At 63.2% G+C, this 15,845-nt stretch carries 12 protein-coding genes; 1 reads left to right on the top strand and 11 read right to left on the bottom strand.

The window, feature by feature from the left end; genetic code table 11:
• The first annotated feature begins 130 nt into the window (after positions 1–130).
• The gene (locus AC1RT4_RS27235) at positions 131–1,660 is read left to right on the top strand and encodes an FAD-dependent oxidoreductase (protein ID WP_493089169.1); all 1,530 of its coding nucleotides are present in this window, start codon (positions 131–133) and stop codon (positions 1,658–1,660) included.
• On the opposite strand, the gene pgaD is transcribed toward AC1RT4_RS27235, so the two are convergent.
• From pgaD to AC1RT4_RS27180, 11 genes are all read right to left on the bottom strand, one after another.
• Positions 1,653–2,186, bottom strand: coding sequence for a poly-beta-1,6-N-acetyl-D-glucosamine biosynthesis protein PgaD (pgaD, locus tag AC1RT4_RS27230; protein ID WP_493089167.1), 534 nt, complete (start codon positions 2,184–2,186; stop codon positions 1,653–1,655). The two genes, AC1RT4_RS27235 and pgaD, sit on opposite strands and share 8 nt — an antisense overlap.
• Positions 2,183–3,538, bottom strand: a complete 1,356-nt coding sequence (gene pgaC, locus AC1RT4_RS27225) for a poly-beta-1,6-N-acetyl-D-glucosamine synthase (protein ID WP_085746287.1) — start codon at positions 3,536–3,538, stop codon at positions 2,183–2,185. The genes pgaD and pgaC overlap by 4 nt, the downstream gene beginning before the upstream one ends.
• 1 nt (position 3,539) lies before the next feature.
• Entirely contained in the window at positions 3,540–5,537 is a 1,998-nt protein-coding gene (gene pgaB, locus AC1RT4_RS27220) for a poly-beta-1,6-N-acetyl-D-glucosamine N-deacetylase PgaB (protein WP_493089165.1), read from the bottom strand.
• Between the two features lie 12 nt (positions 5,538–5,549).
• A complete protein-coding gene (pgaA, locus tag AC1RT4_RS27215) occupies positions 5,550–8,030 on the bottom strand; it encodes a poly-beta-1,6 N-acetyl-D-glucosamine export porin PgaA (RefSeq protein ID WP_493089163.1) in 2,481 nt (826 codons plus the stop codon).
• 260 nt (positions 8,031–8,290) lie between these two features.
• Positions 8,291–9,796 (bottom strand): YdgA family protein, encoded by a 1,506-nt coding sequence (locus AC1RT4_RS27210; RefSeq protein WP_493089161.1) that lies wholly within the window; start codon positions 9,794–9,796, stop codon positions 8,291–8,293.
• A 199-nt stretch (positions 9,797–9,995) separates the two neighbouring features.
• Positions 9,996–10,631, bottom strand: a complete 636-nt coding sequence (locus AC1RT4_RS27205; protein WP_007957651.1) for a hypothetical protein — start codon at positions 10,629–10,631, stop codon at positions 9,996–9,998.
• Between the two features lie 93 nt (positions 10,632–10,724).
• Entirely contained in the window at positions 10,725–12,167 is a 1,443-nt protein-coding gene (locus AC1RT4_RS27200; RefSeq protein WP_064382679.1) for an efflux transporter outer membrane subunit, read from the bottom strand.
• A complete protein-coding gene (locus AC1RT4_RS27195) occupies positions 12,164–13,051 on the bottom strand; it encodes an efflux RND transporter periplasmic adaptor subunit (protein ID WP_129973835.1) in 888 nt (295 codons plus the stop codon). The genes AC1RT4_RS27200 and AC1RT4_RS27195 overlap by 4 nt, the downstream gene beginning before the upstream one ends.
• Entirely contained in the window at positions 13,048–13,257 is a 210-nt protein-coding gene (locus tag AC1RT4_RS27190; RefSeq protein WP_007957657.1) for a DUF1656 domain-containing protein, read from the bottom strand. Before AC1RT4_RS27190 ends, AC1RT4_RS27195 begins: the two co-directional genes overlap by 4 nt.
• On the bottom strand, positions 13,254–15,317 hold the full coding sequence (locus tag AC1RT4_RS27185; RefSeq protein WP_493089158.1) for an FUSC family protein: 2,064 nt from the start codon (positions 15,315–15,317) through the stop codon (positions 13,254–13,256). The genes AC1RT4_RS27190 and AC1RT4_RS27185 overlap by 4 nt, the downstream gene beginning before the upstream one ends.
• On the bottom strand, positions 15,314–15,742 hold the full coding sequence (locus AC1RT4_RS27180) for a MarR family winged helix-turn-helix transcriptional regulator (protein WP_011331882.1): 429 nt from the start codon (positions 15,740–15,742) through the stop codon (positions 15,314–15,316). Before AC1RT4_RS27180 ends, AC1RT4_RS27185 begins: the two co-directional genes overlap by 4 nt.
• Between the last annotated feature and the right edge of the window lie 103 nt (positions 15,743–15,845).

Raw genomic sequence — 15,845 nt, 5'->3', positions numbered from 1 at the left:
ACCTTGTGCAGTTGGGCCTTCGTCGGCCTGCAAACTATAGCCGTACCGTTCGTGCCGTGGCAGTGGGAAATGGCTGAACCTCGCAATGCGGCCCAAACTCGTAAGAGAAATGCCTGTGAGGAGCACGACCATGACCCTGCACCGTGTCGCCCGTTTCGCCGATGTGCCTGAAGACCGTGGGCTGGAGGTGCAGATCGGCGACTGCAAGATCGTCCTGCTGCGCGCCGCCGGCCAGTTGCGTGCCTTTCAGGGGGAATGCCCGCACGCCGGCGCGCCGCTGGCGGAAGGCGCGTTGTGCCATGGCCGGCTGATCTGCCCGTGGCACAAGGCAGCCTTTCGCGCCGAAGATGGCGCCCTGTGCGAACCTCCGGCGCTGGACAGCCTCAAGCGTTACCCGCTGGAACTGCGCGGCGACGAGGTGTGGGTCGATGACCAGTGGCTGCCGGATCCACACACCCCGCCGCAGGACGATCCGCGCACCTTTGTCATCGTCGGCGCCGGTGCCGGGGGAACGGCCTGCGCCGCCGCCCTGCGGGAGAAAGGCTTCGGCGGGCGGATCGTGCTGATCGACCGCGAGCCGAACGCCGGCTACGACCGCACGGTGCTGAGCAAATTCGTGTTGTCCGGGGAAATGCCGCCGGCGGAAATCCCGCCCCTGCGCGACGACGATTTTTACCGCGAACAGCACATCAACCGGGTTTCGGGCGAGGTCAGCGGGCTCGATGCCGATACCAAAACCCTTCACCTGAGCGATGGCCGCACACTGAATTACAGCGCGGCGGTGCTGGCCACCGGCGCAACGCCGAACGCGCTGAAACTGCCCGGCGCTGACCTGCCTCAAGTATTTGTCCTGCGATCCAAATCCCAGGCGCAATCCATCATGGACGCCGCCCAACCTGGCCAGCGCGCGGTGATCATCGGTGACAGTTTCATTGCGCTCGAATGCGCCTCGGCCCTGCGCCAGCACGGTCTCGAGGTGACGGTGCTGGCGCGCCATGAGATTCCCTTCGCGGCGCAGTTCGGTGAAGCCGTCGGCAAGGCGATCCGGGCACTGCATGAAGAAAACGGCGTGAAATTCATCACCGATCACGAAGCCAGGGAGATCACCGGCGACGGCAAGGTCGAGGCGGTGTTGCTCGACAACGGCCTGCGTCTGTCGGCGGATCTGGTAATGGCGGGAATCGGCGTGCATCCGGCCACCGAAGCGTTCGGCGACTTGCCGCGCGAGGACGATCAATCATTGTTGGTCGATGCCAGCCTGCGCGTCGCCGACAGCCTGTGGGCGATTGGCGATATCGCCACCTTCCCGCTGAACGGCCAGCCACAGCGCATCGAACACTGGCGCCTGGCCCAGCAGCACGCGCGGATCGCCGCCGCCAACCTGCTCGGTGGCGACGAGCATTACCTCGACGTGCCGTATTTCTGGACCTGGCATTTCGGCCGCAACTACGACTATCTCGGCCACGCCGAGGAGTGGGATGCGGTCGAATTTATCGGTGAACCCGAACAGCCGCCGTTTATCGGGCTGTTCGGGTGCAAGGGCGTTGTGGTGGCAGCGGTCGCCTGCGAAAAGGAACGAGCGATGGCCCTGCTCGCCGAACGCATGAAGCAACCGCTGCCGATGGAGGAAGCCTGGCGGCTGATTCGCGCCGTCAGGTAATCCGGTTCAGCGGCTCGCGGTTGTCGTCGTCCTCGGCGTGCAGAAAGATCACCCGAGGATGCTCCAGTGGCGCCAGTGGTGGCGGCAGCTCTTCCGGCTGGACCGGCCAAAGATGCGGCACCACGTGGCTGACGTCGCCTTCCTGATCGTTGTGGATGGTCATCACGCCCGGCCCGCGCAGCTTCTGCAAACGGTCATCGCACAGTTTGAAGCTGCGGCTCAGCCCCTCATCGTCGACCACCGGGGATGGCAGACGGCGCTGGGCAAAGCTTCGGCTCTTGCGTTGCTGATAACGCGCCCAACCGATCAGGATCACCGCGTTGACCAGCGCCACCCACAGGTAAATCTCCAGAGTGCCGAGGGCTTCAAATGCCGAGTTGTCGAGGCGCGGCCCGCCTTCGTGGGTCTCGATCAGCGGCCATAAACCGCGCGCCAGCAGATACAACAGGCCGACCCAGGCCAGCACGGTGAAGAACGCATCGACCACCACCAGAAACGGCCGTTGGCGGGTCCGGATGATTTTCATTTGATAACCTCCTCTTCATCGTCCCCGAGCGGCTTGATACCCCGGTCGGGACTGACCCAGCGCGCACGCTTCTGGTGTTGGCCGAACAATACTTTGGGGAAACTGACCAGTGTGGTCAGCAGGCTGACGAACCAGAACGCGATCGGGTACCACACCACCCAGAACATGGTCTTGCCCAGGCCCGGCTCGTAACGCCGGTCAATGATGATGCTGACCGCGAACTGCACCAGGCAGACAAACGCCAGCAGCAACCCGGTAAACGCCGGCGGCATGAGGTGATCGACGGCAATGGCTTCCGGCATGACCACGAACTTGCCGACGCCCCAGAAGATCACCGACAACAGGAAGGTGAACGCCCAACCGGTCGACAGGCAGTATTCGAACAGCAGCGGCCACAGGTAACGATGGCGGTACTGCCAGATCCCGCGAATGTTCTTGAACAGCACTTCGGCGCCGCCCTGGGCCCAGCGTAGGCGCTGTTTCCACAGACCACGCAGGGTTTCCGGCATCAGGATCCAGCACAGGGCACGGGGCTCGTAGAAAATGCTCCAGTGGTCCAGTTGCAGCTTCCAGCTGATGTCGATGTCTTCGGTGATCATGTCCGGGCTCCAGTAGCCAACCCGGTTCAGCGCGGTGCGGCGGAACGCGACGATCACACCCGACACGGTGAAGATCCGCCCGAACACCCGCTGGGTGCGCTTGATCAGCCCGATGATCGACGAGAACTCGCCGACCTGAACCCGCCCGACCAGGGTCGAACGCGTGCGGATCCGTGGGTTGCCGGTCACCGCGCCCAGTCGTGCGTTGTCGAGCATCGGCGCCACCAGATAAGCGGCGGTGTTCGGCGCCAGCAGCGCGTCACCGTCGATGCACACCAGATATTCGCTGCGCGCAGCGATGGCACCCATGCGCAGGGCCACGGCCTTGCCCTGGTTTTCCGCCAGGTGCAGCACCCGCAGCCGTGGATCTTCCTTGGCCAGCGCATCCAGCACTTCGGCGGTGTTGTCCTTGGAGCCATCGTTGATCGCGATGACTTCGATGTTCGGGTAATGCTGCGCCAGCGCCGCGTGAATGGTGTCGGCAGCGTTGTCGCCCTCGTTGTAGCAAGGGATCAGGATCGAAATCAGCGGTTCGCCTTCCAGCGGTGGCGGCAGGGTGTCGTCCTTCCACGGCCAGTGCCGCTCCCAGTGCAGCCAGAAATACAGGCCACCGGAAATCCACAACCCGGACATGAACAGCGGGTAGAAGAACACGAAGTCCATCAGGAATTGCCCGGTGACCAGGAAGATCAGCCCCAGCGGGACGCCGAGGACGATCGCCAGAACAAGCAGGGCCAGCAGTCTATCCAGCATGTCATGGGTTCCATTTGTTGGAGAGCGCAGGCCGCACGGTTTTCAGGTCCGGCAGGTTCTCGAGGAAGTTGTCCGGGTAGTAGCCGAAACTGGTGGCGCCCTGACGCTTGAGGCGGCCCATCCAGTCGGCCAGTTGTGCACCGTCGATGTCGGCCTGGTCCTTTTTCGTCCAGTCCCGGGCCTGCAGTTCGAACACCGTGCGATCCAGCGCACCGGGGCGCTGTTTGATCTTCGCTACCAGCTCTTCAAGCCACGGGCCGGATTGCGCCTGGGTCTGTTTTTCCATGAGCGGCATGGCCATCGGCGCCGTCCAGTCGTAGCTCACGAGGAAGTCGTCGAGGTTTTGCGCGAACCACGCTTCGCTGTGCGGATTGAGCACCGGCTCGGCGAAGATGTTGCGTGCGGTGAGCACTTGCGGGCCACGAATCGCACGCACCTTGGCGGTGAGTTCGTTGGTGAAGTCGATCAGGTAGCGGCTCTTGAACCGCGTCCAGCGCTGCATCGCGGCCGGATCGTCACGCAGCGCGGCGATCGAGCCGGGCAAGCCGTTGGCGGCATAGGCCTTCAGCGCCTGAGGGCCGGCGTCTTCGAAGTCCGAGAGCACTGCGTCGTCGTGGTAGAGAATGCCGTCGACCGAGGTCAGGCGTGCCACGTCTTCGTAGATCTCGCCGATGATCCGCCGCACTTCGGGATCGAACGGCGACAGGCGTTTGTATTGATCCGGGTCGACAGCGGTCGTGCCGGTCTTCGGATCCCAGCGCGTCACCCGTGGCAGCTTCGAATCCAGTTCGAAACTCAGCACCGGCATCCACGCAAAGACCTTCACGTGAGCCCGGGTGCGCAATTGCCAGGCGACACGGTCGAACAGGTCGGCGCGCATCGGCAGATGACGGTTGGGGAAGTACAGCGAATGCACCAGGCCATCGCCCTTCGGATCGGCGAAGGCTTGCAGGAACACCGTGTTGGCGCCCATGTCGGCCATGCGCTGGATCAGTTTGCCGAGGTTGATTTCCTGCTGCGCCGGATCCGGGTCGTAGACGTTGTCCAGATCCACGTGCACGACGCGCATGGTGAAATCCGATTGCACGCCGACCACGCTGTTGGCGAAGTGCTCGCCGTCAGGGTCGGAGGCCACCAGGAAACGTGGCCCGCTCATCAGGTTGTCGAGGGCATCGAGGCCGTCATCGAGGGTCAGGGCCATTTCATAGCCTTCCTCGCTCACCACGGTCAGCGAGGTGCCGTCCGCCGTCCCGTAAGGCCAGACCCAGATGCGCGGTTTTTTACCGGTGTTCTTACGGATTTTTTCCGAAATGGCCTGCACGTCAGCGCGGATCCGCGCCTGGAAATCGGCTTCGGATTCGTAGCGTTTGCTCACCGGATCGTAGCGTCGGGTCGCGGCCGCCGGCTGCATGTTGCCTTGCGGGTTGGCGAGGATGCCTTTGTGGCTGGCGTCGGTGTGGGCGGCGATTTCCACCAGGCCCGATTGCGAGATTTCCCGCACCTGAGCCCAGGTCAGAAAGTCCGAGCGCGGACGCGGCGTACCGGCAAAGTCCACCGGCTGGTTCAGCGGCGTATCGATCCAGGTGCCGACCGGCGCCAGCAGCGCATGCCAGTTATAGGCGCGCAATACCGGCAACACACGGGTGTAGAAGCTTGAATAACCGTCGTCGAAGCTGAGCAGGATCGCCTTGGGCGGCAGTTCCGGCCCGCCTTTGCGCGCGGCCATGATCTGGTCGACCGTCACCGGTTTGTAGTTGTTCTCCCGCAGCCAGGCGAGCTGTTCAAGCAGGCGCTCGGTGCGCACCGCCACCACTGCCTGATCGGGGTCACGATCTTCGACGTCGTGGTAGGCAATGCCCAGCACGTGGTTTTTCGGCCAGGGCTTTTCATTGGCTGCCAGCGGTCGCTCGGACGGCGGCACAAAGGCCGGGGCTTGCTGGGCGCAGGCGCTGACCAGCAGCACTCCCAGCAGAAGGATGAAACGCGAAATCAAAGGCATCTTCAAACTCTTCTAGAAGCGGAAAGTGAGGTCGACGAGCAGACGCAGATCGGTTTCCCGGTCACCGTCGTAGGGCCGGTTGATCACGCTGAACAAACCGCCCACCTCGAACACGTCGTTCCAGGCGTAGCGCTGGCCGTAACCGAGCAATGCCATGCCGCCGGTGCCGTGATCACGCTGGCTGTAAGTACCCGCACCGGCCTGGAACTGCTGGCTCCAGACCGTTTCGTAGCGGTGATACAGCACGTGATTGACGTTCAGCAGCGGCATGACGCTGAAGTCCGACTTCGGGTTGAAGTACGGCACGTCATCGGACTTGGAGTTGTGGCTGGTGCCCACTTCCAGGCCCGCGTCGACTTGCAGGTTCGGCGCGCTGTAGACGCCCTCTTTTCCGGTCAGCAAGGCTTCGACGCGGTTGTTGCCGTCGCTGAAGTGCGACGGGCTGACCGACAGCCGCCACTCGCGGCTCTCGTTGCCGCGCCAGCGGATGAAACCGCTGCCGCCATTGGCCTTGATGTCGCTGTTGAGTGCCCGCAGCGGGGTCTCGGCCGACAGGTATTCGAGGCTGCCGCCGTATTGCCAGTGATCGTCAATGTCGCGGGCAATCGCCAGACGTGCGCCCTGCTTGTCGCCGAAACCATAGGAATGGTTCGACACCTCGGCTTCGAGGGTCATGTCGCGGGTGCGACGCTCCAGGCCGACACGCTGGAAGCGATGGTGGCCGGTACCTTCGGCGAAATCGCCAGTGGCGTATCCGGCCCCGGCGAACACTCGCCAGTCTTCGTCGATTGGCGGGCTGTAAAGGGTGGTCTGGATGCCGAAATCCCGGCTGCCGGTGACCGCGCCGGCGTCGCCACCGCTGCCGCCGTTGGCCTTGCCGCCGTAGGCTTCGACGCGCAGCTCGGACATGTCGTGCACTTCGCGCTCACGGGCCAGACGCTGGACCTGACGGTTGTCGGGGAAACGCGCCACCACGTCATCGGTCAGCACATCCATCTGCCGCCATTCCTGCAGGTCCATGGCGGTGCGGGCCTGTGCGACTTCCAGACCCATGTCGCGCGGCGCAATGCTCTCGGTTTCCTTGAGCTGGTTTTCCGCGCGGCGTGGCCAGTTGCGGGCCAGGTACAGATCGGCCTGGGCCAGGCGCAGGCCGATGTTGCCCGGCGCCTGATCCACCAGGGTCTGCAAACGCTCTTCGCCGTGAGGCAGGTCGGAACCGTAGGTGCCGGCCTGCGCCGCCAGTTGCTGGGCGTCCATCCATTCGTCGTTGGGGTTGCCGATCGGCAGGCCCTTGAGTTCGATGCGCGGTTTCTGTGTCTTCGCCTGATCTTCGGCGACCTTGCGCGCCTCTTCGGCGCGGTCGCTTTCCAGCAGCGAGTAATACAGTGCCGTGGTGTCTTCGAGTCGGTCGCCGACATCGGCGTCCGGCGCCGCCAGCACCTGACGGTAAAGATCGGTGGCGATTTCCGGCTGCCGCTGATCCAGATAGGACGCCGCCACCCAGCGCAGGGCGTAGGTCGGAATCTTCACGCCTTCGGCTTGCAGCTTCTGGTATTCGCTGATGACTTCGGCAGTGCGCGCCCGGGCCTTGAGCGCGCCCATGCGGTCGATGCGCCAGCGGGTCACGTCGTCGTGGGCCGTAGAGTCCGGGGTCCAGGTGGCGAGCAACTGATCGTAGTCGGCCAAAGCACGGTCGGCGATCACGTAGCGTTCTGTTTCGCTGCGGGTGGCCAGTTCGGCGAGGCGCACGCGTTCGGCGGCCAGATCGCCTTCCAGACGACGCAAGGTGACGGGATCGATCAGCCCCGGACGCTGCTTGGCCAGGCGCAGCGCCGGCTCCGGCAGACGCGCCTTTTGCAGGGCGACCACGTATTCGCGGGCGACCTCCGGTTTATTACCGGCGCGAACGAAAGCCTGGTCGTATTCGAACAGCGCGTCGTACGGCTTGCCGGCGCGATTCAGGGCGTAGCCCAATGCCAGTCGGCGGGAAGGATCATCGGGTTTGGCGGCGACCAGCGAACGGGCGCGGATCACCCCTTCGTCGGGCTTGCCGGAATCGGCCTGGGTCAGCGCCAGACCGAGTTGCAGGTCGGCGTTGTCCGGCTCCAGCGTCAGGGCTTTGTTGTAGACCTGGATCGCCTGATCCCAGCGCTTGAGGTTGCGGTAGGCCCGGGCGGTGGCGGTCAGCGCCTGAACCGGCAATGCCCGGCCACGACCCTGGGTCTCGTAGACCTGCACCACTTCGGCGTCGAGCCCGGCCCAACCGGCGATTTGCAGGTGATCGCTGACCTGCCCGGTGGTGGCCTGGGCCGGCGGCACCTGACGCAAAGCAGTCAGCGCGGGCGTGTAATGCCCTGCCCGGGCGTCGAGCACCATTTGATCGTAGGCCGTATCGGCGAACGCAAACGCCGGCCAGAGCAACTGGCTGCACAGCGCGACTCGAAACAAAGGGCGTAAACCACGATGTAATACGGGAACATCAATACGCGGCATTCGTCAGCATCCTTACATGGCCAGCCGGGTAGCAACGCCCCCCCCCTTGCCCATTTCGTAACGGAGGCCAAGCAATAAACGCTCAGCCAAGCTTATCCAAGCAGTCTTGCACGCAAGACTAGACCAATATTCAGAACACAATAATTGTTCAGATTCGTGACGATGGATTGCCCGACCAGCCGCAAACCCGGACGCCAGACAGCAAAACGCCCGGCGTCTGCGAGTGCAGAGGCCGGGCGTTGCGGTGTAGCGCGGGGCGTTTATTGAGGCTGTTCGATACTGCCGAACTTGCTCATCAGGAAGCCGACGAACTGCTCGACGGTCATCTTCTGGCCGTTGAATTCCACCTGATTGGCGGCGTAATGCAGCTTGGTGACAACGTTGGTGCCGTCCAGCGTCGCCAGCTGCGTACCGACGGCCATGTCGGCGAACATGTCGGCGCCAGCGCTGGCCTGGTCGACGATGGCTTTGGCATCGGTCTGACCATCAATTTGCGCCTGCACGCTGAGCAGATCGACCAGCATCGGCTTGGACACCAGCACATTCACGTCAAGCAGCGCGATCAGCTGTTTGCCCAGTTGATCCGGCGGCAGGTCCATCGACTGTGGCTTGGCCAGATCGAGCACCAGACTCGCACGGCTTTCGCCATTGGCGGTTTTCAGCGAAAGGTCTTCCAGCGCCAATTGCGGCCCGGCTGCCAGCAGTTTTTGCAGGTCGGCCTTGACCTGGGTGGACTCGGCTTCGGTCAGGTTCAGCTCCGGTGCCGGCAGGCCGGCGGCGGTGGCTTCGGCAGCGGCCTTCTCGTACGGCTGGAGCTTGGTCTGGTAGATCTGCATCAGCGACATGGCCGACGGAATGTCGAGGTTTTTCAGGCTCATGGCCAGGTTGGCCGAACCGATCTTCTTGTCGTTGAGGGTCACTTCAGCGACCTTGTAGTCGGCACGGCCGGAGGCGTTGCTGCCGTTCTCTTCGGTGCGGTTCTTCATTTCGAAGTTCTTCACGCCCAGCACCGATTGTTTGACGCCGAAGGTGGTCTTGCTGCTGGTCAGTTCCAGGGTGTTCTCGCCGGTGTAGTAGCCGTAAGTGCTCTTGGCGAGATTGCTAGCCAGGGTCAGGCCATTGAGTTCGATCTGCACCGGCGCCTGATCTTCGGCAACGGTGGTCAGGTGCAGGCTGTCCATGTAGCCGTTGGCCTTGACCTTCTGCGCCTGAGCGCTGGCGGAAATGTCCATGTTCAGACCGGAAAACTTCAGGCTCGACTTGTCATCCAGCGCAGCTTCCAGTGGCAGCAGTTCGAGGTTGCCGGTGGTGGACTGGTCGTAACCGATGTTGACCACACCTTTGAGCGGCGCGGCGCCCTTGGTGGCGGCAAACCATTTTTCAGTGATCGGGGTCTTTTCCAGTTCGTAGTGACTGGTGGCCATGACCGGCAGCCATTTCAGCGACACCAGACGCGAAAACGGCAGCGGGCCGTGTTCGATGCGGTCGACGAACAGCAGCTCGACCGGCGCCTCGCCGAACATTTCACCCTCGCCCTTGAGGCGATAGTGCGCAGTGCTGCTGAAAGTGTTGCGCTCAAGCGATACCAGTTCCAGCGACGCACTGCCGTTGGAACCGGCCATGGCGGTCTGCAACTCGCTGTTGGCGTTGGCGACAGCGTTGTTCAGCACGCCTTCGATTTTGGTGCCGGTGTACCAGGCCCCGCCTACGCTGATGGCGCCGATGGCCACAACAATTCCGAGAAGCACGCCTGCTGATTTATTCATGAATGACCTGATCGATTTCCGTGGCTGAAAGTGTGGTCGTCTTCCCTGAACCCGTGACCGGGCCGTGGCGCGACTCCGCTGAATTTAGCGGTGGAGATTAGCACTGGCAGTGCGACGCGGCCCAATGTTTAAAGGTTAAAGAGTGTCGACTAGTCATGGACAAACAAAAAGATCGCCGGGTTCGGCGATCTTTTCAGGATCAGGAATATTGCACCTCGATCTCATCGAGCTGATGGTCGAAGCTTTTCAGCCGTGCGGTCCAGGTGTACACCAGCACTTCGAAATCCCGGTCGATCACCGCCCCGCCCGGCCCGTCGCTGCGCGGGTCGCAGAAGTCCAGTTGATAACGCTCGCGGGCCATGGCCGTGGCGACGTCCGACAGTTCGCGGGCATTGTTGAGCCAGTGCCAGCCGTCGTCGGCGACTTGCCGGTCGAGGGCCAGGCATTGTTTTTTCAGGGCTTCGAGGCTTTTTTCCAGCGGCGTGCCGGTGAGTTCGCCCATGACTTCGGCGAAGGTCCGCCCCGGTTGCCAGTAGCTGCCCCAGAAGTAGCGGTCGAACACGGTTTCGACTTTGCGCAGCGCGACTTTGGTGTCCCAGATCAGCAGTAGCGTCTTGCTTTGCTCGAGCTGGCGTTTCTTGAGTCGCTGGCTTTGCACCAGCGCCGACGCCACGACCACGATCGCCATGACCGCGATCAGCGCCACGGTGCTGTCGAGGAAGACCATCGCCTTGTCGATCTGGTGGGCCAGCATGATGCCGTAGAAATAGGTGGCCGACAGCAGCACCAGGGCTACCAGGGCGCACCAGAAGCCGAGAGCGTAAGGGTTTTTCATTATTGGTTTCCCCTAGACCTGCGCTAGCGATGTGCACTGAAAAGGCGCCTGGTTCGGGGCGCCCTTTCAATACTTCAAAGCATAGCAACGGCCTCAGGGTTTGCTGGCGCTCGAGGCTTGCGTTCGTCCGCTTTCCCAACCGCCGCCCAGGGCGAGGAACAAATCGATCTGGCTCATGGCAACCTGGGTGTTGGCGGCGGCCAGTTGCGCGGTGACGTCGGTGTAGGTGCGGGTGGCCTGCAGGTCGGCGAGGAACGACTCGCGGCCGGCCTGGAAGAAGCGGTGCGTCTGGTCCGCCGCCAGTTTCGCCGACTGCTCGGCATCGGCCAGCGCATCGCGGCGTTGCAGCAGCGCGGAGTACTGGGACAGGCCGGTCTGGGTTTCGCGGATGGCGTTCAGCACCACGCCGTCGAAATGCGCCAGCGCGCCCTGGGTCGTGGCTTCGGCTTCGCGGATGCGGGCGCGGGCGCCGTTGGTCGGCACGCTCCAGCTCAGCGACGGGCCGAAGCCCCAGCGATTGGTGGAGGGTTTGCCAAGGTTGTCCAGAATGCCGACAGTGCCGATCGTCGCGCCGAAGCTGATGTCCGGATACAGCTCGCCGGTGGCGATGCCGATTCCGGCCGTCGCAGCTGCCAGACGTCGCTCGGCCTGTCGGATGTCCGGCCGGCGCTTGAGCAGCGCTGCGCCATCGCCCACCGGCACCAGTTGAGCGATTTTCGGCAGTTCGGCGCAGGTCGCGGTGCCGGCCGGCAGTTGATCGACAGGCTTGGCCAGCAACATCGACAGCCGGAACAACCCGGCCTGACGCGCCGCCTCATAACGCGGCATGTCGGCGCGCAGTGATTTGAATTGGGTCTGCGAACGGGTGACCTGGGTTTCGTCGCCGCGCCCGGCATCGCGCAGACGCTGGATCAGGGTGGTGCTCTGGGATTGCAGGTCGAGGGAGTGCTGGGCGATTTCCCGTTCCTCGTTCGCAGCGCAGACCTGGGTGTAGGCGCGCACCACGTCGGCAACCAGGGTGATGCGCGCGGTGTCGGCAGCGGCCTGGGTCGCATCGGCGTTGGCTTTGGCCGCTTCGATCCCGCGTTGCAGGGTGCCCCACAGATCGAACTGGTAGGACGCGCTGATGCCGATATCGCCGATGTTGGCCACCGGCACTTTCTCCGGCAGCAGGAATGCCTCGCCGGATTCCTGCAAACGTTGCGCGCCCATTTTCACGCCGCCGCTCCAGCCACCGGCCGCCTCGGCTTCATCGACCTGCGCACGGGCCCGCGACAGGTTCGCCGCCGCCACCCGCAGATCGGTGTTGGACGCCATGGCCTGCTGCACCAGTTGATCCAGACGCGGATCCTGATACAGCCGCCACCAGTCCGCCGGCACCGGGGCCGACACCACCGGCTTGCCGGCCACCGCCAGGTCGCCCTGGAAATCCTTGCGCTGGATCGCCGCGTCTTCGGGCACGTGATAGTCCGGCCCGACCATCGAGCAGGCCGACAGCATCATGCCCAGCCCGGCGATCATCAGAGCCCTGCTCATTTCGCGGGCTCCTGCGGTTGATCGTCGATGATCGACACGGTGGCGGTACGCCCGGCGATCATGCGGAAGTCATCCGGCACGTCGTCGAAGGCAATGCGCACCGGAATCCGTTGCGCCAGCCGCACCCAGCTGAACGCCGGATTGACGTTGGGCAGCAGGTTGCTGCCGCTCGAACGGTCACGGTCTTCGATACCGGCGACGATGCTTTCGACATGCCCGCGCAGGCGAGCGCGGTCGCCGATCACGCGGATATCCACCGACTGACCGATGTGGATACCGTCGAGTTTGGTCTCTTCGAAATAGCCGTCGATGTGGAACGAATTGCTGTCGACCACCGACAACACCGGACGCCCGGCGGTGACGAATTCCTGCGAACGTGGCGCACGGTCGTTGACGTAACCGTCCACCGGGCTGCGGATCACCGAGCGGTCGAGGTTGAGCTGAGCGCTGTCCACCGCCACCAGCGCTTCGGCCAGGGCCGATTGCGCGCGGGCCACTTTCGACAGGCTTTCTTCCAGCTGTTCGGCCGGCACCAGATTGCCCAGACCACGGTTGCGCTTGGCTTCACGCTGCGCCTGGGCGAGGGTTTCTTCGCGATCAGCGACCGCCGCCTTGGCCTGGCGCAACGCCAGTTTGAAACGGTCCTGATCGATGCTGAACAGCACCTGACCGCGTTTCACCAACTGGTTGTCCTTCACTTCAACCTGCTGGATCAGCCCGGACACGTCCGGGGCAATCTGCACGATGTCGGCGCGGATGTGGCCGTCGCGGGTCCAGGGCGCGAACATGTAATACATCACCATGCGCCAGACCACGACGACGGCGAAAGTCACGATCAGCAGCGTCAGGACGACGCGACCGAGGGTCAGAAACGGTTTTTTCATGTCATCAGGTATCGACTGAGTGAGTCCACGCCGTACAGCATCACGGCGTAGAGAGCCACGTTGAACAATGCCCGGTGCCAGACCAGACGGTAGAAATGCAGGCGTGTGAGCACGCCGTGTACCAACACAAACAGCACATAAGTGATGCCCATCAACACCAGCAGGGTCGGCAGGAAAATGCCGCTGATGTCCAGATCACCGATCATAGGGGCGCTCCTTCGGGCAGCGGTTCTTCGGGCTCGGCACTGGAAACGAATTCCACGCCGGGCAGCAGCGCCAGGCGCAAACCGCTCAAGGCGTGCAACAGGTTTAGTCGGGTTTCTTCATCACCGTGGCCGTTGAGCGCACGACGGGTGCGATCCATAGTCATCAGCAAGGCGCTTGGCGCCGGCAGGCGTTCGCCGGCCTTGAGGCAGGCCCGGAAATACTCGCCGACCTCTGCCACCACTTGCTTGAGCAACGCGTTCGGCGCGCCCGTCACTCGCGGTGTGTAGGCGAGCAGGTCGAGCAAATTCAGCCCCACGCGCACCTCGCGCATCGCGATGCCGGTGTCCTGGCCGGTCAGCGCCAGACGCGGCAGGTGCTGCATCAGGCGGTCGAGCAGTTGCACCCCAAGCTGTCGGTGCTCGGCGAGGTTGGCCGGCTCGGTCATGCTGACGATGTCTTTCCAGCTGAAACGGGTCAGGCGCTTGGCCGCGAGTTCCGCGCCGAACGGCCGGGCGATCAGCGTCCAGATAAACGCGAACAACAGCCCCATCGGGCCCGCCAGGTTGGAATTGACGAAGGCAAAGAAGTCCGCGTCGTAGGCACCGGAAATGCTGATGAACGACGAGGTGTTGACCAGCGTCAGCAGCATGCCGAGGTAGAAGCGTGGTTGCACCGTCAGGGTGCCGACACAGATGAACGGCACCGCGAATGCCAGCACCAGCATCGGAAAGTCATGCAGGTTCGGCAGCACCAGAAACAGGTACAGGCTTGCGAACAGCACTGACATCCCGGTCCAGAAAAAGAACCGGTAGATCTGCGGCGCCGGGTCATCCATCGAGGCGAAGAAGCTGCACGACACCGCCGCCAGAATCACCGCGCTGCCGCCGTCGGTCCAGCCCAGCAGGATCCACAACACCGAGGCGACGATGATCGCCAGGATGGTCGAGGCCACCGAATACAGCATCAGCCCACGGTCGAGAAATGGCGTCAGGCGGCCAAGGCGCCAGTGACGATAAACCGCGCGCCAACTGTCCTGGCGTTCACACAGAATCGCGTCCTGCAGGCTGCGGCAGTCCTGCCACAAATCGATGAATTCACCAAGGCGATACAGCGCATTGGAAAACAGCAACTGTTTGCGATCTTCGAGGGCTTCGGCGCTCGGTTGCAGCGCTTCGAGCTGATCCCGCAGGGCTTGCCAGCGCTCGAGATCGGCGTCTTTGTGGTCGAGCCATTCGCGGGTCGCGGTGAGCAGCGGCGCGAACTTTTCCACCAGTTCCGGCGTGCGCCGTTCGAGGGCGTACAGCGAATCTTCGAGGGCATCGATCACCGGCAGCAGGTGGATCATCCGCCCGCGCAGTTCCTTGGTATTGCGCACCGTCTGCGGCCGCGCACCTTCGTGCGGCAACTGGCCGATCATCAATTCCAGGCTATTGAAACTGCCGACCATGGCCATGCGCAGGGCAGTGACTTCTTCGGGCTGCACGTCGCGGCTGAGGAATTTCAGGCTGTAAGTCGTGGCGTCGGCGAACCATTTGCCCACGGCATCGTTGAACACCGGCGCCAGGCGCCGTGGCCAGAACATCGCACCGACCACAGCTGCCACGGCGATGCCGAGAAAGATCTCCTCAGTCCGCGACTCGGCCACGTCCCATACCGCCAGCGGGTTATCCACCACCGGCAGGGCGATCAACGGCAAGGTGTAACCGGCCAGCATCAGCGCGTAGTTGTTGGCGGTGCGCAGATGCAGGGACAGGAACAGCAAAATCCCTGTCCACAAGGCGATGACCACCACCAGCACATACGGGCTCTGGACGAACATCGGCACGAACAGCACCGCTGCCGCCGCACCGAGAAACGTACCGATCGCGCGATACAGCGCCTTGGAACTGGTCGGGCCGAGGAACGGGCTGGAAACGATGTACACCGTGGCCATCGCCCAATAAGGACGCGGCATCTGCATGAGCAAGGCGATGTACAGCGCGATCATCGAGGCCGCGAACGTGCGGATCCCGTAGAACCAGTCCCGCGCCGGGGGCATGCCGGAAAAGAACCCGTTCACGGATTGATCACCGTTGGCGGAGTGGCCGCCTCAAAAGCTCTCAGTACCCGAAGCGTAGCTTCCAGATCGCGCTGGTCGATGCCTTCGAGCACTTCATGACGCAGGCGCACCAGTTGCGCCTCCACCGCTTGCACCAGCTCACGGCCGGTGTCGGTCAGGCTCAGGCATTTGGCGCGACGGTCCTGGGCATCTTCGGTGCGGCAGACAAATCCGGCGTGGCACAACTGATCGAGCAGACGCACCAGCGACGGCGACTCCATCCCCGCCGCCTGCGCCACCTGCACCTGGCGCACACCCTCGCCCAAACGCCCGATCATCAACAACGGGACGGCGCAGGCTTCGGAAATTCCATAATTGACCAGCGTGGTCTGGCAGATCTTCCGCCAATGCCTGGCGGCCACCACCATGGCACTGCTGATGTTCATCTGGAGAGCGTCGAGGTTATTCGGCACGAGGGAATGCACACACTGTTAGTTTGCTAACTATCAATATCGCATTGGTGGGGAAATTCAGTCAAGTTTTGAAACA

The sequence above is a fragment of the Pseudomonas sp. GW821-FHT11D10 genome (genome assembly GCF_058808435.1).
The sequence above is the reverse complement of the archived record's forward strand: the minus strand, read 5'-3'. Positions and strand labels throughout refer to the sequence as shown.